This window comes from Duganella sp. AC917 (assembly GCF_979258245.1).
On the sequence record NZ_OZ409848.1, the window covers coordinates 4,465,767 to 4,484,283 of the forward strand.

The 18,517-nt window shown below is 63.9% G+C and carries 16 protein-coding genes; 9 read left to right on the forward strand and 7 right to left on the reverse strand.

Features of this window, described 5'->3' with window-relative positions:
• The 3 genes from gmd to ACZ0BA_RS19450 all read right to left on the reverse strand — a co-directional run bounded on the left by gmd (position 1) and on the right by ACZ0BA_RS19450 (position 5,188).
• Positions 1-1,044, reverse strand: a complete 1,044-nt coding sequence (gmd, locus tag ACZ0BA_RS19440) for a GDP-mannose 4,6-dehydratase (RefSeq protein ID WP_463452840.1) — start codon at positions 1,042-1,044, stop codon at positions 1-3.
• A gap of 175 nt (positions 1,045-1,219) precedes the next feature.
• Positions 1,220-3,538, reverse strand: a complete 2,319-nt coding sequence (locus tag ACZ0BA_RS19445; protein WP_463452841.1) for an NADP-dependent malic enzyme — start codon at positions 3,536-3,538, stop codon at positions 1,220-1,222.
• 264 nt (positions 3,539-3,802) lie between these two features.
• On the reverse strand, positions 3,803-5,188 hold the full coding sequence (locus tag ACZ0BA_RS19450) for an MFS transporter (RefSeq protein ID WP_463452842.1): 1,386 nt from the start codon (positions 5,186-5,188) through the stop codon (positions 3,803-3,805).
• 259 nt (positions 5,189-5,447) lie between these two features.
• Between ACZ0BA_RS19450 and ACZ0BA_RS19455 the strand changes: the two genes are divergently transcribed.
• The 4 genes from ACZ0BA_RS19455 to thiL all read left to right on the forward strand — a co-directional run bounded on the left by ACZ0BA_RS19455 (position 5,448) and on the right by thiL (position 9,567).
• Positions 5,448-6,401, forward strand: coding sequence for a 2-hydroxyacid dehydrogenase (locus tag ACZ0BA_RS19455; protein WP_463454792.1), 954 nt, complete (start codon positions 5,448-5,450; stop codon positions 6,399-6,401).
• 83 nt (positions 6,402-6,484) lie between these two features.
• Entirely contained in the window at positions 6,485-7,393 is a 909-nt protein-coding gene (locus ACZ0BA_RS19460) for a LysR family transcriptional regulator (RefSeq protein ID WP_463452843.1), read from the forward strand.
• Positions 7,394-7,429: 36 nt separating this feature from the next.
• Positions 7,430-8,545, forward strand: a complete 1,116-nt coding sequence (locus tag ACZ0BA_RS19465) for a porin (RefSeq protein ID WP_463452844.1) — start codon at positions 7,430-7,432, stop codon at positions 8,543-8,545.
• 53 nt (positions 8,546-8,598) lie between these two features.
• Positions 8,599-9,567, forward strand: a complete 969-nt coding sequence (gene thiL, locus ACZ0BA_RS19470) for a thiamine-phosphate kinase (protein WP_463452845.1) — start codon at positions 8,599-8,601, stop codon at positions 9,565-9,567.
• Here the strand turns inward: thiL and ACZ0BA_RS19475 are convergent.
• On the reverse strand, positions 9,552-12,158 hold the full coding sequence (locus tag ACZ0BA_RS19475) for an EAL domain-containing protein (RefSeq protein ID WP_463452846.1): 2,607 nt from the start codon (positions 12,156-12,158) through the stop codon (positions 9,552-9,554). The genes thiL and ACZ0BA_RS19475 overlap by 16 nt on opposite strands.
• 304 nt (positions 12,159-12,462) lie before the next feature.
• On the opposite strand from ACZ0BA_RS19475, the gene ACZ0BA_RS19480 reads away from it, so the two are divergent.
• The 5 genes from ACZ0BA_RS19480 to ACZ0BA_RS19500 all read left to right on the forward strand — a co-directional run bounded on the left by ACZ0BA_RS19480 (position 12,463) and on the right by ACZ0BA_RS19500 (position 15,964).
• On the forward strand, positions 12,463-12,993 hold the full coding sequence (locus tag ACZ0BA_RS19480; RefSeq protein ID WP_463452847.1) for a CinA family protein: 531 nt from the start codon (positions 12,463-12,465) through the stop codon (positions 12,991-12,993).
• A 152-nt stretch (positions 12,994-13,145) separates the two neighbouring features.
• Positions 13,146-13,898 (forward strand): P-loop NTPase family protein, encoded by a 753-nt coding sequence (locus tag ACZ0BA_RS19485; protein WP_463452848.1) that lies wholly within the window; start codon positions 13,146-13,148, stop codon positions 13,896-13,898.
• A 6-nt stretch (positions 13,899-13,904) separates the two neighbouring features.
• Positions 13,905-14,480: a hypothetical protein gene (locus ACZ0BA_RS19490; RefSeq protein ID WP_463452849.1), complete on the forward strand. Its 576-nt coding sequence runs from the start codon at positions 13,905-13,907 to the stop codon at positions 14,478-14,480.
• A gap of 111 nt (positions 14,481-14,591) precedes the next feature.
• Positions 14,592-14,918 (forward strand): ArsR/SmtB family transcription factor, encoded by a 327-nt coding sequence (locus ACZ0BA_RS19495; RefSeq protein ID WP_463452850.1) that lies wholly within the window; start codon positions 14,592-14,594, stop codon positions 14,916-14,918.
• A complete protein-coding gene (locus ACZ0BA_RS19500; RefSeq protein ID WP_463452851.1) occupies positions 14,915-15,964 on the forward strand; it encodes a cation diffusion facilitator family transporter in 1,050 nt (349 codons plus the stop codon). Before ACZ0BA_RS19495 ends, ACZ0BA_RS19500 begins: the two co-directional genes overlap by 4 nt.
• On the opposite strand, the gene cysK is transcribed toward ACZ0BA_RS19500, so the two are convergent.
• The 3 genes from cysK to tcdA all read right to left on the reverse strand — a co-directional run bounded on the left by cysK (position 15,961) and on the right by tcdA (position 18,462).
• Positions 15,961-16,893 (reverse strand): cysteine synthase A, encoded by a 933-nt coding sequence (cysK, locus tag ACZ0BA_RS19505; protein WP_463452852.1) that lies wholly within the window; start codon positions 16,891-16,893, stop codon positions 15,961-15,963. The genes ACZ0BA_RS19500 and cysK overlap by 4 nt on opposite strands.
• A gap of 71 nt (positions 16,894-16,964) precedes the next feature.
• On the reverse strand, positions 16,965-17,489 hold the full coding sequence (locus ACZ0BA_RS19510; protein WP_463454793.1) for an FKBP-type peptidyl-prolyl cis-trans isomerase: 525 nt from the start codon (positions 17,487-17,489) through the stop codon (positions 16,965-16,967).
• A 118-nt stretch (positions 17,490-17,607) separates the two neighbouring features.
• Positions 17,608-18,462: a tRNA cyclic N6-threonylcarbamoyladenosine(37) synthase TcdA gene (gene tcdA, locus ACZ0BA_RS19515; protein WP_463452853.1), complete on the reverse strand. Its 855-nt coding sequence runs from the start codon at positions 18,460-18,462 to the stop codon at positions 17,608-17,610.
• Between the last annotated feature and the right edge of the window lie 55 nt (positions 18,463-18,517).

An 18,517-nucleotide genomic window follows, 5' to 3' on the forward strand; every position in this document is an offset into this window, starting at 1 on the left:
TTAAAAGGAGAAACCGGCTTTGTTGCGACGCAGGTCGGCGTCGACCATCATCTGGCACAGCTCTTCGAGCGTGGTCTTCGGCGTCCAGCCCAGTTTTTCGGTGGCCTTGGCCGGGTCGCCGATCAGCAGCTCGACTTCGGCCGGACGGTAGAACTTCGGATTGACGCGCACCAGCACCTTGCCGGTTTTTTTGCAGGTGCCGATCTCGTTGTCGGCCGCGCCGCTCCACACGATGGCGACATCGATCGCCTTGAAGGCCATGCTGACGAAGTCGCGCACGGTCTCGGTGCGGTTGGTGGCCAGCACATAGGTGTCCGGTTCATCGGCCTGCAGGATGCGCCACATGCCTTCGACGTATTCCTTGGCGTAGCCCCAATCGCGCTTGGCGTCCATGTTGCCCAGTTCGAGCACGTCGAGCAGGCCGAGATGGATCTTGGCGACCGAATCGGTGATCTTGCGGGTGACGAATTCACGTCCGCGCAGCGGCGACTCGTGGTTGAACAGGATGCCCGAGGAGCCGAAGATACCGTACGACTCGCGGTAGTTGACCGTCATCCAGTGGGCGTACAGCTTGGCCACGCCGTATGGGCTGCGCGGGTAGAACGGGGTGTCTTCCTTCTGCGGCACGGCCTGCACCTTGCCGAACATTTCCGAGGTCGACGCCTGGTAAAAGCGGATCTTCGGATTGACGATGCGGATCGCCTCGAGCAGGTGGACCGGGCCGACGCCGGTGATCTCGGCGGTGGTCAGCGGCTGGTCGAACGACACGCCGACAAAGCTCTGCGCGGCCAGGTTGTACACTTCGTCCGGCTGCACCGTCTGCATCAGGCGGATGCTCGACGACAGGTCGGTCAGGTCGTACTCGACCAGATTCAGGTTGGGATGCGACTGGATGCCCAGTTCTTCGATACGCCAGAAGTTGACCGAGCTGGTGCGACGATAAGTGCCGGTCACCTGATAACCCTTTTCCAACAGCAGTTCGGCCAGGTAGGCGCCATCTTGACCGGTGATGCCTGTGATCAGAGCTTTTTTTGTTATCGTCATGGTATGTAGCTACAAATGTAAGTAAAAATAGTCGGTTATTGTAACAGGGCCGACACATGCCGCGGTTTGTGCAGGGGGCGAACCTTACATAAATTACATCCAGTTACAGCCCCTGCGCCATGAAAAAACCGGCCGCGCTCCTGCGGAACGCGGCCGGCTAGTCGCGACGCGCGGCTTAGATCTTGCGCTGGGCCACCGAGTCGACCACGCACAGCGCGGTCATGTTGACGATGCGGCGCACCGTCGCCGACGGCGTCAGGATGTGCACCGCCTCGGCGCAGCCAAGCAGGATCGGACCGACCGCGATGCCGTTGCCGGCCGCCGTCTTCACCAGGTTATAGGCGATGTTGGCCGAGTCCATGTTCGGCGCCACCAGCAGGTTGGCGTCGCCGGTCAGCGTCGATTCCGGCATGATGGCGTGACGCAGTTTCGAATCCAGCGCGGTATCGCCGTGCATTTCGCCGTCGATCTCCAGCGTCGGATCGAGCTTCTTGACCAGCGCCAGCGCGGCGCGCATCTTCTGCGCCGACTCGCTGTTGGACGAACCGAAGTTCGAATGCGACAGCAGCGCGGCGCGCGGCGACAGGCCGAAACGACGCATCTCCTCGGCCGCCATGACGGTGATGGCCGCCAGCTCGTTGGCGTTCGGGTTCTCGTTGACGTGGGTGTCGACCATGACGATCTGACGCTCCGGCATGATCAACACGTTCATCGCCGCGTAGACGCAGGCGCCCTCGCGCCGGCCCAGCACCTGGTCGATGTAGTGCAGGTGCAGCTGGGTGGTGCCGAAGGTGCCGCAGATCATGCCGTCGGCGTCGCCCTTCTTGATCATCATGGCGCCGATCAGGGTGTGGCGACGGCGCATTTCCAGCTTGGCGTATTCCTGCGTCACGCCTTTGCGGCTGGTCATGTCGTAGTAGGTCTGCCAGTAGTCGCGATAGCGGTCGTCGTGGTCCGGGTTGATGACGTCGAAATCGACGCCGTGCTTGAGGCGCAGGCCGAACTTGGCGATGCGCGTCTCCAGCACGGCCGGACGGCCGACCAGGATCGGGCGCGCCAGCTTCTCGTCGACGATGACCTGCACCGCGCGCAGCACGCGCTCCTCTTCGCCCTCGGCGTAGACGATGCGTTTGAGTTCGGCGGCGGTGCTCTTGGCGACCTGGAACAGCGGCTTCATGAAAGTACCGCTGCGGTAGACGAATTGCTGCAGGCTGTCGGCGTACGCCTGCAGGTCCTTGATCGGACGGGTGGCGACGCCCGAATCCTCGGCCGCCTTGGCCACGGCCGGCGCGATCTTGATCAGCAGGCGCGGATCGAACGGCATCGGGATCAGGTACTCGGGACCGAAGGACAGGTTGGTGAAGCCGTAGGTGGTGGCGACGATGTCGGACTGCTCGGCGTGCGCCAGTTCGGCGATCGCGTGGACCACGGCGATCTCCATCTCGCGCGTGATGGTGGTGGCGCCGCAATCGAGCGCGCCGCGGAAGATGTACGGGAAGCACAGCACGTTGTTGACCTGGTTCGGATAGTCCGAACGGCCGGTGCAGATGATGGCGTCGCCGCGCACGGCCTTGACGTCGTCGGGCAGGATTTCCGGATTCGGGTTGGCCAGCGCCAGGATCAGCGGGTTCGACGCCATCGACTTGACCATGTCCTGTTTCAGCACGCCGCCGGCCGACAGGCCGAGGAAGATGTCGGCGTCGGGGATCACTTCGGCCAGGGTGCGGGCCGAGGTGTCGCGCGCGAAGCGTTCCTTGTCCGGGTCCATCAACTCGGTGCGGCCCTTGTAGACCACGCCGGCCAGGTCGGTGACGTAGATGTTCTCGAGCGGGAAGCCGAGATCGACGATCAGGTCCAGGCAGGCCAGCGCGGCCGCGCCGGCGCCGGAGACGACCAGTTTGCAGTTCTTGATATCTTTGCCGACGTACTGGATGCCGTTCATGATGGCCGCGCCGACAATGATGGCGGTGCCGTGCTGGTCGTCGTGGAAGACCGGGATCTTCATGCGCTCGCGCAGCTGGCGTTCGATGTAGAAGCACTCGGGCGCCTTGATGTCTTCCAGGTTGACGCCGCCGAAGGTCGGCTCGAGCGAGGCGATGATGTCGACCAGCTTGTCCGGATCGAGCTCGTTGATTTCGATGTCGAAGACGTCGATGCCGGCGAACTTCTTGAACAGCACGCCCTTGCCTTCCATGACCGGCTTGGCGGCCAGCGGGCCGATGTTGCCCAGGCCCAGCACGGCGGTGCCGTTGGTGATGACGGCCACCAGGTTGCCGCGCGCGGTGTATTTATAGGCGGCGGCCGGGTCGATGACGATTTCTTCGCACGGGGCGGCCACGCCAGGGGAGTAGGCAAGCGCCAGATCACGCTGGTTGGTCAGTTGCTTGGTCGGCGTAACGCTGATTTTGCCTGGGGTCGGGAACTCGTGGTACTCGAGCGCGGCGACGCGCAATTGTTGACGAATTTCTTCTTTTTTCTCAGATGACGAATCCATGCTGTGCTGCCTTCCTGTTTGTGCGGTCGGAAAGCCTACGATTTTATCAGACCAATTCTTTCATTTAAGTAGGTATTTTCACCAACGGTGATGACGGTTATTGGCAGAACTTATCGTGCCGAAGGGCAATTGACCGAATTTTCGGCTTTTTTAGCGGCTTTAGGCTATCGATAGCTTCAATATCATCAAATTTCTCAGGAAATTCGATTTGGCTATCAAAATAAATATATTGATTGGGATTGCAAATAATCAGTGGTGTGCGCCTCAAAGTTCGGGTTCGGCCACCGGTTCGACCACGCTTGCCACCAGGACGACGCACAGCAAGGCTGTCGCCACCATGTACAGGAAAACGCTGCCCCAGCCATAATGGTCGAGCAGAATGCCCACCGTGAGCGGTGCGATCGCGCCACCGATCTGACCGAGGAAATTGACGATACCAAAAGCGGTCGGGTAGGCTGACTTGGTGACCAATCCCATCGCGTACGCCGAGTAGCCGGCGAAGCCGATGCCGACCATCAGACCGGAGACGAGCAGCGTGGCGCCAAGATAGGTGGCGCTGTCGGGGGCCTCGATCAGCAGGCACAGCATCAAAGTCGTGCCGACCGCGCCGAGCAGCATCATAGGCTTGCGCCGGCCGTCGAGCAGGCGGTCGGAGATCAAGCCGCCGATCATATTGCCCGCCACCGCGCCGATGAATGGCGCCGACGCCAGAAAGCCCATTTTTACCGCAGCGTAGCCCTTCACTGTCACCAGGTAGGTCGGGATCCACGACATGAAGATATTGGTGATGCCGATCATGCAGCCATAGCCGAGGGCGACGCCGATGATATTCCACGAGCAAAATACCTGCGCTACCGAGTCCAGCCGCACCACCCGCCTGGTACGGTTGATGGCGTCGAGCAGCGGCATGCTGCGCAGCACGCGGCGCGGCGCGGCGCCGTAGGTACGCGGCTCGCCGGGGGCGTCCCCGCCCTGGATGTAGCGGCGCTCGGCGGGCGAGCAGAAGCGGCTCTCGCCGGGCGAGTTGGTCACCATGAAAACCCACAGCACGGCAAACAGCAAGCCAGGCACGGCGAACACGTAAAAGATCTCCCGCCAGCCCCAGATCGCGATGACGATCAGGCATACCGACGGCACCATCAGCGGCCCCAGTTTGGAGGCGGCGATCCACAGGCCCGTCGCCAGCCCTTTTTCCTGCGGCGGGAACCAGCGGTTGACCACGTTGGTGCAACCGATGCCCAACGGACCTTCGGACAGGCCCAGGCCGATCCGGTACAGCTGCAGCAACAGCACCGACGAGGTGGTCGCCATCAGGCCCGTGAACACCGAGGTCATCACCATGCAAACCGCGAGGAAGATGCCGCTGGCTTTCTCGCCGAGGCGCCGGTACAGGATGCCCACGGGAATTTGCACGATCGCATATGCAAACGAGAACAGGCTGACGATCAGGCCCGCTTCAGTATTAGTGATGTGAAATTCCTTCTTCATGTAGGGCAACGCCACGCCGAAGTTGGCGCGATCGGCGCAGGCGATGGCCCAGATGCAAAAGATCAGCCCCATCACCACCCAGCGGTAGTTCGTGCGCTTCTCCTCCACCGGTTCAGGCGGTGTCGATGATTCCGGAATGCTCGCGGCAAGTTGCTGGCGCATGTGGTGTCTCCATTTTTATGTATGTTTTTTGATGTGGTTTTTTATGTTTGTGAAATCCTCCCACCGGCCGATGGTCGCGTCCAATCTTTTCTGGACATTAGCTGATCCGCAAATTGAATCACCCCGCATCGGTACAAACCCTGTATCAACTGATAGCGCTTTGGGATTGGACGCATCAAAAAAAACCGCCCATGATGCGTTGCCATACCGATGCGAATTTGCCATCGAACAAAAGGGAGTTTTGATGAAACCGACCGAAGTGAAACCCGACGTCCTGCAACTGAACCCGATCCTGGTGCCAGCCATTAACGAGAAACTGAACCAGCTCTACACGGTGCACCGCCTGTTCGAACAAGAGGACAAGGCCGCCTACCTGGACGCCCACGGCGCGGCCATTCGCGGCGTGATCACCGGTGGCCACACCGGCATCGGCAACGATATGATCGGCAAGTTGCCGGCGCTGCAGGTCATTGCCGTCAACGGCGTCGGCACCGACGCGGTCGACCTCGCCTTCGCCCGGGAACGCGGCATTCCCGTGACCGCGACGTTTGGCGCCCTCACCGAGGACGTGGCCGACCTGGCCATCGGGCTGATCCTGGCGGCCTGCCGCGAAATCTGCGCCGGTAACCAGTTCGTCAAGAGCGGCGACTGGCAACGCAACCCGCATCCAGGGGCGCTGCCGCTGTCGCGCCGCTTCAGCGGCAAGCGCGTAGGCATCGTCGGCATGGGCAAGGTGGGCCGCGCCATCGCCCAGCGCGCGGCGGCGTTCGGCTGCCCGATCGCCTATACCGATTTGCGCGAAATCGGCGACGTCGCCCACCGCTTTGTCCCCGACCTGACGCAACTGGCCCGCGACAGCGACATCCTGGTGCTGGCAGCCGCCGCCGACAAGGCGCACGGTATCGTCAACGCCGCCGTGCTTGACGCGCTGGGCAAGGATGGCTACCTGATCAACATCGCCCGCGGCAAACTGGTGGTCGAAAGCGACCTGGTCGAGGCGCTCGCACGCGGCACCATCGCCGGCGCTGGCCTGGACGTGTTCGTCGACGAGCCCAACGTGCCCCAGGCGCTGTTCCCGATGGACCGGGTCGTGCTGCAGGCCCACCGCGCCAGCGCCACCGTCGAGTCGCGCACAGCCATGGGCGAGATGGTGCTGGCCAGTCTGGCGGCCGGACTGGCCGGACAACGCCCCGAAGGCAGTCTGACCACCTGATCCAATGGGGGATGCCGCGCGCGCCCGTCCCGCTCCCGAATATCGCTATCATGGCTGACTCATCACGCCTTACGGGACACTCCATGCTGGATCTGGGACAGGTGCGCTGCTTCGTCGCCGCAGCCACCGAATTGAACTTCCGACGCGCCGCCGCGCTGTTGAACATGACACAACCACCGCTCAGCAGGCAGATCCAGCTGCTCGAGCACAATCTCGGCGTCGACCTGTTCGACCGCATCGGCCGCACGGTCAGGCTGACGACCGAGGGACGGATTTTTCTGGCCGACGCGATCCGCCTGCTGAACCTGGCCGAACAGGCGGAAACCACCGTGCGCCGCGCCAGCAAGGGCAAGACCGGCCGGGTGCGCATCGGTTTCACCGGCGCCGCCGGCTACGAGCTGATACCGGGCCTGCTGGCTGCCGCCCGGCAGGCGCTGCCCGAGATCGACGTGGTGCTGTTCGAGCTGATCTCGGTGGCGCAGATCGAGGCGTTCAACGCCAGCAGCATTGATCTGGGCTTCATGCGGCCGGTTTCCTCACGGCAGCAACTCGAACTGGTGCTGGTCGAGGAGGAACCGCTGGTGGTGGCCTTACCCAAGGCGCACCCGCTGTGCGAGCAGGCTTCAATCACGCTGGCGCAACTGAATGGACAGCCCTTCATCATGCACTCGCCGGTGCAGGGCAAGTATTTTTATGACCGCTTGATGGGCATCTTTGCCAGCAATGATGTCCAGGTAAGCATCACGCAGTACATCGATCAGAGTCCGACGATCTTGTCGATGGTACGCGCCGGTCTGGGTCTGTCGATCCTGCCGGCGTCGGCGCAGCGCTTCCACTATGACAACGTCGAGTTCCGGCCGCTGGCCGACGTGGTGGCGCACGCCGAAATGAGCATGGCCTGGCGTCCCGACCAGGACAATCCCGCCGTCACCGCGTTCCGACTGCTGGCAATCGAGCACTTTGCCAACCAACAACGCGAGGGCCCGATGTAAAGGCGGGGGTAGCACCCCCACAATAACAGGAGACGTATGAAAAACACCCTCGGCATCACGGCCGCCCTGGCCACCCTCTTTTGCCTCGATCCGGCGCACGCACAGTCGACGACGCCGCCCACACCGGGCCAGTCCTCCCTCATCATTTACGGCATCGCCGATATCGGCCTCGTTGGCGAACGTGGTGGCGCCGGCGGCAACGTCACCAAGATCACCAGCGGCCCCGCCTCGTCGTCGCGACTCGGCTTCAAGGGCAACGAGGATCTGGGCGGCGGCCTGTCCGCCTTTTTCATCCTCGAAGCGGGCTACAGCGTGGACACCGGCAACTTCGCCTCGGCCAACACACCCTTCAACCGGCAGGCGCTAGTTGGCCTGCGCAACGGCGCCGGCACCCTGAGCGTGGGCCGCCAGACCACGCCGTACCATAATGCACTGGTGGCGGTGGCCGATCCGTTCGGCACCGGCTACGCAGGAAGCATCAAGAACGCGTTTCCCGACTGGGGCACCAACGCCCGCAGCAACAATACCGTGATGTACGCGACGCCGGACATCAACGGCCTGAGCGCCGATTTCGCCTACAGTCCCGGCGAGCAGGCTGGCAGCACGGAAGCGGGACGGCAGATGGGCGCGTCGGTCGGTTACAACGGCGGCCGTTTCAACGTGCGCCTCGCCTACAATCACAAAAACGCCGACACTGCGGCAACCGGCGACGCGCCGGCGGTACGGCGAGGTTCGGGCAGCAACAAACTGCTCGCGGCCAATTACGATATCGGCGTGGCCCGGCTGTTCTTCGCCGTTGGCATCGACCGGGGATTCAACAGCGCGCCGCTGGGCAACACCGGCAATCCCTACGGCGGCGTCGCGCCGACCGGCTCCACCGACGGCCGAGAAGTACTGCTCGGCATGGCGATACCCGTAGCGACGGGAACATTCATGGCGTCGATCATGCACAAGGACGACCGCACCGGTTTCAACCAGGATGCCAATACCTGGGGCATCGGCTATGTCTATCCGGTATCAAAACGTACCAGTATGTATGCGGCGTTCGGCGCGATCAACAATCGCAACGGCGCAGGCTACACCGTCGCCAACAACAGCGAGGCCGGCAGCGGCGACCGGGCGTACAACCTGGGGTTGCGGCACAGCTTCTAGGGCGCAGCTCCGACATTTTCGCCCGTCGCCCACGAGGCTGGGTACAATAGGCCATGATCTCCGAATTCGACCTCATCAAGGAATACTTCCAGCGTCCGCAACATCCCGGCCGGGCCGCGCTCGGCATTGGCGACGATTGCGCGCTGCTCACCCCTACCCCCGGTATGCAGACAGCAATTTCGTCCGATATGCTGGTCGAGGGCCGCCACTTCTTCGCCGGCGAGGATGCTTACCGACTCGGCCACAAGAGCCTGGCCGTCAACCTGTCCGACCTGGCCGCGATGGGTGCGCGGCCGGTCGGGTTCACCTTGGCGCTGGCGCTGCCGTCCGCCGACCGCGCCTGGCTGGCCGGCTTCTCGCAAGGGCTGTTCGCGCTGGCCGATGCCTTCAACATCGAACTGATAGGCGGCGACACCACCAAAGGCCCGCTGACGATTTGCATCACCGTGTTCGGGGAGCTGCGTCCCGGCCAGGCCTTGCGCCGCAGCGCCGCGCAGGCGGGTGACGATATCTGGGTGTCCGGCACCCTGGGCGACGCGCGCCTGGCGCTGGCCGGCTACCGCCTTGAACAAACCATGGACGCGGCGGCGCTGCACACAGCCGCCGTGCGCATGCACACGCCGGTGCCGCGTGTGGAATTGGGCGCCGTGCTGGCCGAACAGGGCATCGCCCGCGCGGCCATCGATATCTCCGATGGCTTGGTCGGTGACCTCGGTCATATCCTGGCGATGTCGAATGTGGGCGCGACCTTGAATGTCGATGCGCTGCCGCCCGGCGAGGCGCTGACGGCCTTCCCGCAGGCGCTGCGGCGCGCGTTCACCGCCGCCGGCGGCGACGATTACGAGTTGTGCTTCACCGCGCCGGCGTCGGCGCGCGCGGCGGTCATCGCGGCCGCCGGCAGCGTCGCCACGCCGGTCACGCGCGTGGGCAGCATCGAGGCCGCGTCAGGCCTGCGCCTGGTGGACGCCGCCGGCGCGCCGCTCGACCTCCAACTGGCGGGCTTCGATCACTTCACTTCCTGAAGCGCGGTCACATCCTCGTCCGGCTGGCCGGCGCGCAGGCCGCTGCCGTGCATCAGCCAGTAGTGGTGGAAAGCGAGCCGGATGTTGTCGCGCAGTTGCGTGTCGTCCCACGGCTTGGTGTAGAAGCGGTAGATGGCGCCGCGGTTGACCGAGTCGAGCACCGCGTCGAGTCCCATGTAACCGGAGAGGATGATGCGGATCGTCTCCGGATACATGTCCTTGACCTGGCCGAGGAATTCGGTGCCGTTCATGCCGGGCAGGCGCTGGTCGCACAGGATCACCTGCACCGGGTGCAGCGCGAGCAGCTCGAACGCTTCGGTGGCCGATCCGGCCGTCAAAATCTGATAGGCGTCGCGCTGGAACAGCTGGTCGAGCGACCATAAGATATCCGGATTGTCGTCGACGATGAGCAGCGTTTGCGCCGGCTGGTTGGGCGCCTCGGGATCGACAGGCAGGCAGCGGCCCGATTCCACCAGCACCGCCATGTCGGCAGGCGCCACCGGCCTGCTGAAAAAATATCCCTGGATTTCATCGCAACGGCTGCGCCGCAGATATTCCAGCTGCGCGCGCGTCTCCACGCCTTCGGCGATGACCCGCAGCTTGAGGCTGTGCGCCATGCTGATAATGGCCGTGGCGATGGCGGCGTCGTTCGGATTGGTGGTGATCTCGCGCACGAAGGCGATGTCGATTTTGAGTTTGTCGATCGGGAAGCGCTGCAGGTACGCCAGCGACGAGTAGCCGGTGCCGAAATCGTCGATGGCGACCTTGATGCCGATCGCTTTCAGATTGGTCAGCACCATGATGGTGCGCTCGGCGTTGGTCATCAGCGCGGTCTCGGTCAACTCCAGTTCCAGCAGCTCCGGCGGCACCTCGTGGCGCACCAGCGCAGAACGCACCACCTGTTCCAGGTCGCCCTCGATGAACTGGCGGCTGGCGACGTTGACGGCCACGCGCACCGCGCCGACACCGCCGCGCAGCCAGGCGCCGATTTGCTTGCAGGCGGCGTCGATGATCCAGGCGCCGACGCGCACGATCAGGCCCGTGTCCTCCAACACCGGTACGAATTCGGACGGGAACACCAAACCGAAGCCGGGCCGCTGCCAGCGCAGCAGCGCTTCGGCGCCGGCGATGGCGCCGGTATGCAGGTTGACCTTGGGCTGGTAGTACAGCAGCAGTTCGTCGTTGTCGAGGGCGCGGCGCAGCGCCAGCTCCATGTCCAGGCGCGCGAGCACCTGCACGTTCATGCCGGCGGTGAAGAAGCGGTAACCGTCGCGGCCCGCCTGCTTGGCGCGCTCCATCGCGGTGTCGGCGTATTTGAGCAGCGCTTCGGGATCGGTGGCGTCGTCCGGATACATGGCGATGCCGATGCTGGCGCTGAGCACCGCCGGGTGCCCGTTCAAGTCGAACGGTTGGCGCAGCGCTTCCCTCACCTCGTTGGCCGTGTGGACCGCGTCCTGCTGGTCGCGCGGCATCGACAGGATCAGCGCGAATTCGTCGCCGCCCATGCGGCCGACCGTGTCGCGCAGGCGCACGCATTGCATCAATCGGTTGCTGAACTGGCGCAGCAGCTCGTCGCCAAGCGCGGCGCCGAGCGAATCGTTGATGTTCTTGAACCGGTCCAGTGCGATGAACAGCACCACGATGCGCCACGATTTTTCCTGCGCCAGCACGATCGCGTCGGCCAGCGTCTGGAAGAACAGGGTGCGGTTGGGTAGGCCCGTCAGGCTGTCGTAGTGGGCCATGTGCTGCAGCATTTCCTCCGAGTGGCGCCGCTCGCTGATGTCGCGCGCCACGCCCAGCATGACGTTCGACTGGCCGGGCCGCGTCAGCAGCTGCCAGTAAATCTCGACCGGCACCGAGACCAGGTCGCGCCGCATCAATTCGAGTTCGGCCAGCTCCGGCGCGCGCGCCTGGCCGACGGCGGCGGCGTAGTCGTCGAGCCGGTGCGCTTGCGCGCGCAGCAGCGCCTGCGTGCCCAGTCCGAGTCGGCTGGCGGTCTGCCCCAGCATTTCGTCGCGCGGGTAGCCGAGCATGCGGCAGGCGCCGTCGTTGACGTCGACCAGTTCGGCGGTGGCCGCGTCGAGCAGGAAGATGGCGTCGGCGGTGGCGTCCATGGCGCTGCGGAAGCGCTGCAGTTCGCCGGTGCGCTCGCGCACCGTTTGCTCCAGGCGCACGTTGTAGTTGCGCGCCTCGCGGTGCAGCAGGCGCACCTCGAGCATGTTGCGGATCCGCGTGAGCACCTCGACCGGGTCGATCGGCTTGCTGAGAAAATCGCGCGCGCCCGATTCGAGCGCCTTGAGTTTATGGTCCGGCTGCGCAGTCACCACCAGCACCGGCAGCCAGGAATCGGCCTCGAGCGGGCGCAGCGCGTCCATCACCTGGAAGCCGTCCATGCCGGGCATCTGCAAGTCGAGAATGATCAGGTCGTAACGATGTCGGCGATGCCAGTCGGCCACCACGCGCGGATCGGTGGTGGAAGTGACGGCCTGGTAGCCCGTCGACTTGAGCAAAAATTCCAGCAACTCCACGTTGACGGGCTGGTCGTCGACGATCAAGATGCGTGCATGAAAAATATCGGTCTGGCTGATCATTGGCTGCACCTCCGGTGGGCTATCGACCCGGCGTTATGGCCGGATCAGTCCGCTTCTTTCCCGCAAGCGACTTCGGCTTGCTTGACTGACGCGCATTCCCACGGTTTTTTGGTAGAGAACGCCACGCAGTGCTCTTGAGTGTACGCAAGTTCAAATCGCCGGTCTAATGTTTTTATGCAAAGTTAGGTTTGCTGCTAATCAGCGTGCATCGCTGGCAACGATTGCGATCTGCATGGTACAGTGACAAAACACCCAGCGGGATAACCCAGCCGGCTCCCGAACGCCGCTTCAGAAGGAGAGTTTCATGAGCACCGAGATCACATCCGAATCCACATCCGAATCTACGTCCGATAACGCGACCATCATCCTCGACCTGGCCGCGCAGGTCGGCAAGGCGCTGCAGGACAAGGGCCTGATCCTGGCCACCGCCGAGTCGTGCACCGGCGGCGGCGTGGCCCAGGCCATTACCGAGATCGCCGGTTCGACCGCGTGGTTCGACTGCGGCTTCATCACCTATTCCAACGCGTCCAAAAGCGAGCTGTTGGACGTGTCGGCCGCGCTGATCGCGCAGATGGGCAGCGTCTCCGAAGAGGTGGCGGCGGCCATGGCAAGCGGCGCGCTGGGCTCCAGCAACGCCCATTTGGCCGTGTCGACCACCGGCATCGCCGGCCCGACCGGCGCCGTGCCGGGCAAGCCGGTGGGCACAGTCTGTTTTGGCTGGGCCAATGCCGACACGGTCCACACCGAGCGTCTGGTGTTCTCCGGCGACCGCAAGGCAGTGCGCGAGCAAACCGTGATCCACGCGTTGCAGGGCCTGCTGCGCTTTATTGACTAACCACGCAACAAACGTCGCGGCCAGCGGCGTTCCTTCCGTATCGATGGCGCCATCACGCCTGTGATGGTTGCCTTCCCGCCACAAAACAATTACTCTCGATGCGTTCGAGCGCGATGGTGCGCCTACTTCCAGCAGATTCAGGGGTGATTTCGATGCAAAACACGGTACATTTTATTCTCCAGGGCAAAGGCGGCATCGGCAAGACATTGGTCTCGACGATCCTCGCGCAATGGCTCGCCAGTAAGGACGCGGCCGGCGACCTGGAAGCGCAGCGCCAGCCGCTGCGCTGCTACGACACCGACCAGGAGAACGCCACGTTTTCGCGCTACAAGGCGATGGACGTCAAACACGTGCCGGTGATGACCGACAGCCGCACCATCGACCCGAAACGTTTCGACGCGCTGATGATCGACATCCTCGAAGAAGAAGGCAACTGCGTCATCGACAACGGCGCCAACACCTTCTCGCCGCTGATGGGCTATCTGCTTGAAAACGATTGCTTCGCGCTGCTCGAGGAATCGGGCCGCAAAGTGTACATCCACACCATCGTCGGCGGCGGCGACACCTTGCACGACACGGCGATGGGCTTCGTCTCGACCGCCAAGGCCACCAAGGTGCCGCTGGTGCTGTGGGAAAACGAGCACTTCGGCCTGCTGCAATCGGCGTCCGGCAAACAGTTCACCGAATCGCAGACCTACGCCGACAACTCGTCGCGCGTGCGCGGACGCATCGTGCTGTCGGCCCGTAACGCCGACACCTTTGGCGCCGACATCAAGAAGATGAACACGGCGCGCCTGACCGCGAGCGAGGTGCGCGAAAGCGACAAGTTCAACGTCATGGAAAAGCAGCGCATCAAGGTGGTGTTCCGCGACTTGTTCGAGCAGCTCGACAAGGTCGAGTGGTAAGCGGCCATGGATCAGCAAAAACTGCGTAGTCTGGTGTTTGAAAAAACCGGCGTCAAGATCGACATCGACGATCCGATTTTTGCGCTGGTGGCGCTCAACGAGGCGGTGCTCGAGGAAGCGGTCGAGCGGCATATCGCGGCGATCGACGTGGCCTCGAAAGAGCTGACGCAGCATGCGCGGCTGGCCGGTGGCTTGCCGCCGGTACCGTCCGCCGCGCGCAAGCCGGCGGGGCTGGACGCGACCAACGAGCCATCGGCGGTGCCGGGTTCAGCCGCTTCCACCGGGTATGTGCCGACGCCGCCCGGTCCGGTGCGGCCGATCGCCACGCAGGCGCCGGCGATCACGCCGCGCGAATTGCGGTTGCTGGGCGCGGCTGCCGGCATCGCGGTGCTCAGTGCGCTGATCGTTGTCGGGGCGCAGGCCGTGTTTGCCAAACCGGCGCCGGCGCCGGTGATCGAACAGGCCAAGACGCTGACACCCGAGCAGACGCTGGCCTTGCGCAATGCTGAAAAACTGAGCAAGGCGATCGAGAAGCTGGATCCGAAAGTACGCAGCCAGTTGCAGGCGGAATTGCAGAAATAAGGTTCGCGGCGGATGCGTCATCCGCCGTTCGCGTTGCGGGTTGCGCTTTCCGTGCTAACATGTGAATACCTGTTCACATGATGAGTTGTACAAAATACACGAGTTAAGCACATGAGCTGTCAACACGACTACGCCGGCGTCGATCCCGCCATCGCGCAATTGGCCGATTTGTTCCACCTGCTGGGCGATCCGACGCGCTTGCGCATCGTACTCGCCTGCGTGGCGGCGCCGATCGCCGTCAGCGACATCGCCACTTCCCTTGAACTGAGCAGCTCCCTGGTGAGCCACCACTTGCGCTTGCTGCGCGCGGCGCGAATTGTGAAGTCCGAGCGCCAAGGCAAACAAGTTTTCTACACCGCCGCCGATGCGCATATCAGCGACGTCCTGAACGATATGCTGGAACATATCGCCGAACCTTCCAACGGGAACGAAGCATGAGCAAGCACCACGATCACCACGATCACGATCACCACGACCATGACCACGAGCACGAGCACGAGCACGATCATGGCCACGCGCCCGCAAAAAAGGCGGCAAAAGGCCATTCCCACGATCATGGACATGGTCACGATCACGCGCACGGCCACGGTCACCACCACCACGGCGATCCCAACACCATGGGCCGCGCCTTCGCGATTGCCATCGTGCTCAACCTGGCATTCGTCGGCGTCGAGTTCTTCTACGGGTTCCTGGCCAATTCCACCGCGCTGATGGCCGACGCCGGCCACAACCTGTCCGACGTGCTGGGCCTGATGCTGGCCTGGGGCGCGGCTATCCTGGCCAAGCGCCTGCCCAACCAGCGCTACACCTACGGCCTGCGCAGCACGTCGATGCTGGCGGCGCTGTTCAACGCCATGTTGCTGATGGTGGCCTGCGGCGGTATCGCCTTCGAGGCGGTGCAGCAGCTGGCGCATCCCGAGCCGGTGGGCGGCATGACGGTGTCGGTGGTTGCCGGCGTCGGCATTCTGATCAACGGCTTCTCGGCGTGGCTGTTCATGTCCGGCAGCAAGGACGACATCAATATCCGTGGCGCCTACCTGCACATGGCGGCCGACGCGGCGATCTCGCTGGGTGTGCTGATCGCGGGCGTGGTGGTTCGTTATTCGGGCTGGAACTGGGTCGATCCGGCGGTCAGCATGGTGATTGTGGCGATTATCGTCTACAGCACCTGGTCGCTGCTCAAGCAGTCGCTGCGGATGATGCTGGCGGCCGTGCCGGACAATGTGGATCGCGCCGAGATCGAGCAGTTCCTGCGCGGGCGTCCCGGCGTGACCGAAGTGCACGACCTGCATATCTGGGCGATGAGCACCACCGAGACGGCGCTGACCGCGCAGCTGGTCACGCCGGCCGGCTATCCGGGCGACCTGGCGGTGGACGACATCAGCCGCCAGCTGCGCGAGGATTTTTCAATCCAGCACAGCACTTTGCAGTTGCGGCTTGGTACGACGGTGCACGAGTGCTGCTTGCAAGAACCTGCGCACTAATCCGCGAACTTGGCGTACAGCGCGGTGCTTAGATAGCGCTCGCCGAACGACGGGATGATCGTCACGATCATCTTGCCGGCGCTTTCCGGCCGGCGCGCCACTTGCAGCGCGGCCCACAGCGCCGCGCCGGACGATATCCCCACCAACAACCCTTCCTGGCTGGCCGCCTGGCGCGCGGTCTCGAAGGCGTTGTCGTTGCTCACGCCGATGATTTCGTCGTACACCTTTGTGTTGAGCACGGCCGGCACGAAGCCGGCGCCGATGCCTTGCAGCGGGTGCGGTCCCTTGGTCCCTTTGGCCAGCACCGGCGAGGCCTCCGGCTCGACCGCGACGCAGCGGAACTCCGGCTTGCGCGCCTTGATCACCTCGCCCACGCCGGTGATGGTGCCGCCGGTGCCCACGCCGGCTACCAGCATGTCGACACGGCCGTCGGTGTCGTTCCAGATTTCCTCGGCCGTGGTGCGGCGGTGCACATCCGGGTTGGCGGGATTGTTGAACTGTTGCGGCATCAGGTAGCGGCGATCGCTCTCGGCCAGCGCCTCGGCCCGGTGGATAGCGCCCAGCATGCCTTCGCTGCCCGGCGTCAGGATCAACTCGGCGCCATAGGCGCGCAGCAGCATGCGGCGCTCGCGGCTCATGGTGTCCGGCATGACGAGCGTGCAGCGGTAGCCGCGCGCGGCGCAGACCATCGCCAGCGCGATGCCGGTGTTGCCGCTGGTCGGTTCGAGGATGATGGTGTCGGGGTGGATCTGGCCGGCCGCCTCGGCCGCTTCGATCATGGACAGGCCGATGCGGTCTTTCACGCTATGGGCCGGATTGCAGTATTCGAGCTTGACCAGTACGTCGGCCGCCATGCCCTTGGTCAGTCGATGCAGCCGCACCAGCGGGGTGTGGCCGATCAGTTCGGTAACGTCGTTGGCAATTTTCATGAAAAAAACCTCCGCGCGATGGGGAGTAACCAGTCTACTCCTCCCGCGCGGCCAACGACATCTTTATACGCTTACTTCACATCCATCAATTCGACGTCGAAAATCAGCGCCGAATTCGGCGGGATGCCGCTGCCCGGCGACGGACGCGAGCCGTAGGCCAGCTCGGATGGAATGATCAAGGTGCGTTTGCCGCCGACCTTCATGCCCTGGATACCCTGGTCCCAACCCTTGATGACGCGCCCGGCGCCAAGCACGAAGTCCAGCGGCTCGCCGCGTGGAATCGACGAGTCGAACAGTTTGCCGTGCATGTTTTTCGCCAGCGGACGATACAGCCAGCCGGTGTAGTGCATGTAGACGGTGGCGCCGGTGCTCGCTTCCTTTCCGGTGCCGACCTTAGTGTCGGTGACGATCAATTGCTCGGCTGCCGGGCCCGGGGTGGCCGAACCGACCACCATCGGTGGCGGTGGCGGCGCGACGGCGGGCGTTGCGGTGGTGGTCGGCGCGGCTTGCGCGGCCGGAGCTGCGGGAGCGGCCGGGGCTGCAGGCGCGGCAGGAGTCTGGGCCTGGGCCACGGAGGCCGCCAGCGCGCACAGCATGGCTACTAAAACGGAACTACGCGTCATGTTTTTTCTTTCAATGAGTTTCTGTGGACGGCACCGCGGCCGGGCCAGCGCGCACAATGATAGCAAACCTGCCAGGCGCACCGGATAAAATCTACGCGGGGGCGTCGGGCGAGACCTCGGGTAGCGCGGTCTGCGCGCTGTCGGCCAGCTGGCGCAGCACGTGGCCGGCGGCGACCATGCCAAAGGTGGCCGTGACCACCATCGCCGAGCCGAAGCCTGCGCAATTCAGACCTGTCACGCCGCCGGCGCGGTCGTCGCCGTCCACCGCGCAGACCTCGCCCGTTTCGGGAAACTTCAGCGGTTCCATCGAGAACACCGCGTCCACGTGGAACTTGGTTTTCTCGCCGCGCGGGTAGCCGTACTGGCTGCGCAAGACCTTGCGCACTTTTTTCAGCAGCGGTTCCTGCTCGGTGCGGGCCAGGTCGCGCACGGCGATCTGGGTCGGGTCCGTCTGGCCGCCGGCGCTGCCGATGATGACCAGCGGCAGCGCGTGCTGGCGGCAATAGGCGATCATCGCGGCCTTGGCCTTGACGCTGTCGATGGCGTCGACCACGTAGTCGAACTTGCCGGCGCCGAGCATCTCGTCGAGATTGTCGGCGCTGACGAAGTCCTCGATCTGGTTGACCACGCAGTAAGGGTTGATCTGCGCGATGCGCTCGGCCAGCGCGCTGATCTTTGCCTGGCCGACGGTGGCGGTCAGCGCCTGGATCTGGCGGTTGATGTTCGACTCGGCCACGTTGTCGAGGTCGATCAAGGTCAGCTGGCCGATGGCGCTGCGGGCCAGCGCCTCGACGATCCACGAGCCGACGCCGCCGACGCCGACCACGCACACGTGGGCGCCACGGAAGCGCGCCAGCGCGCGTTCGCCATACAATCGGGCGATGCCGCCGAAACGGCGGTCGAAGTCGACTGATTCGTCGACGTTGAGGTCGGAGATACTGTTCATTCCGTCATTTTACCGGACGCGGGGAGAAGAATTATTCTAGAATGACTTTCTACCC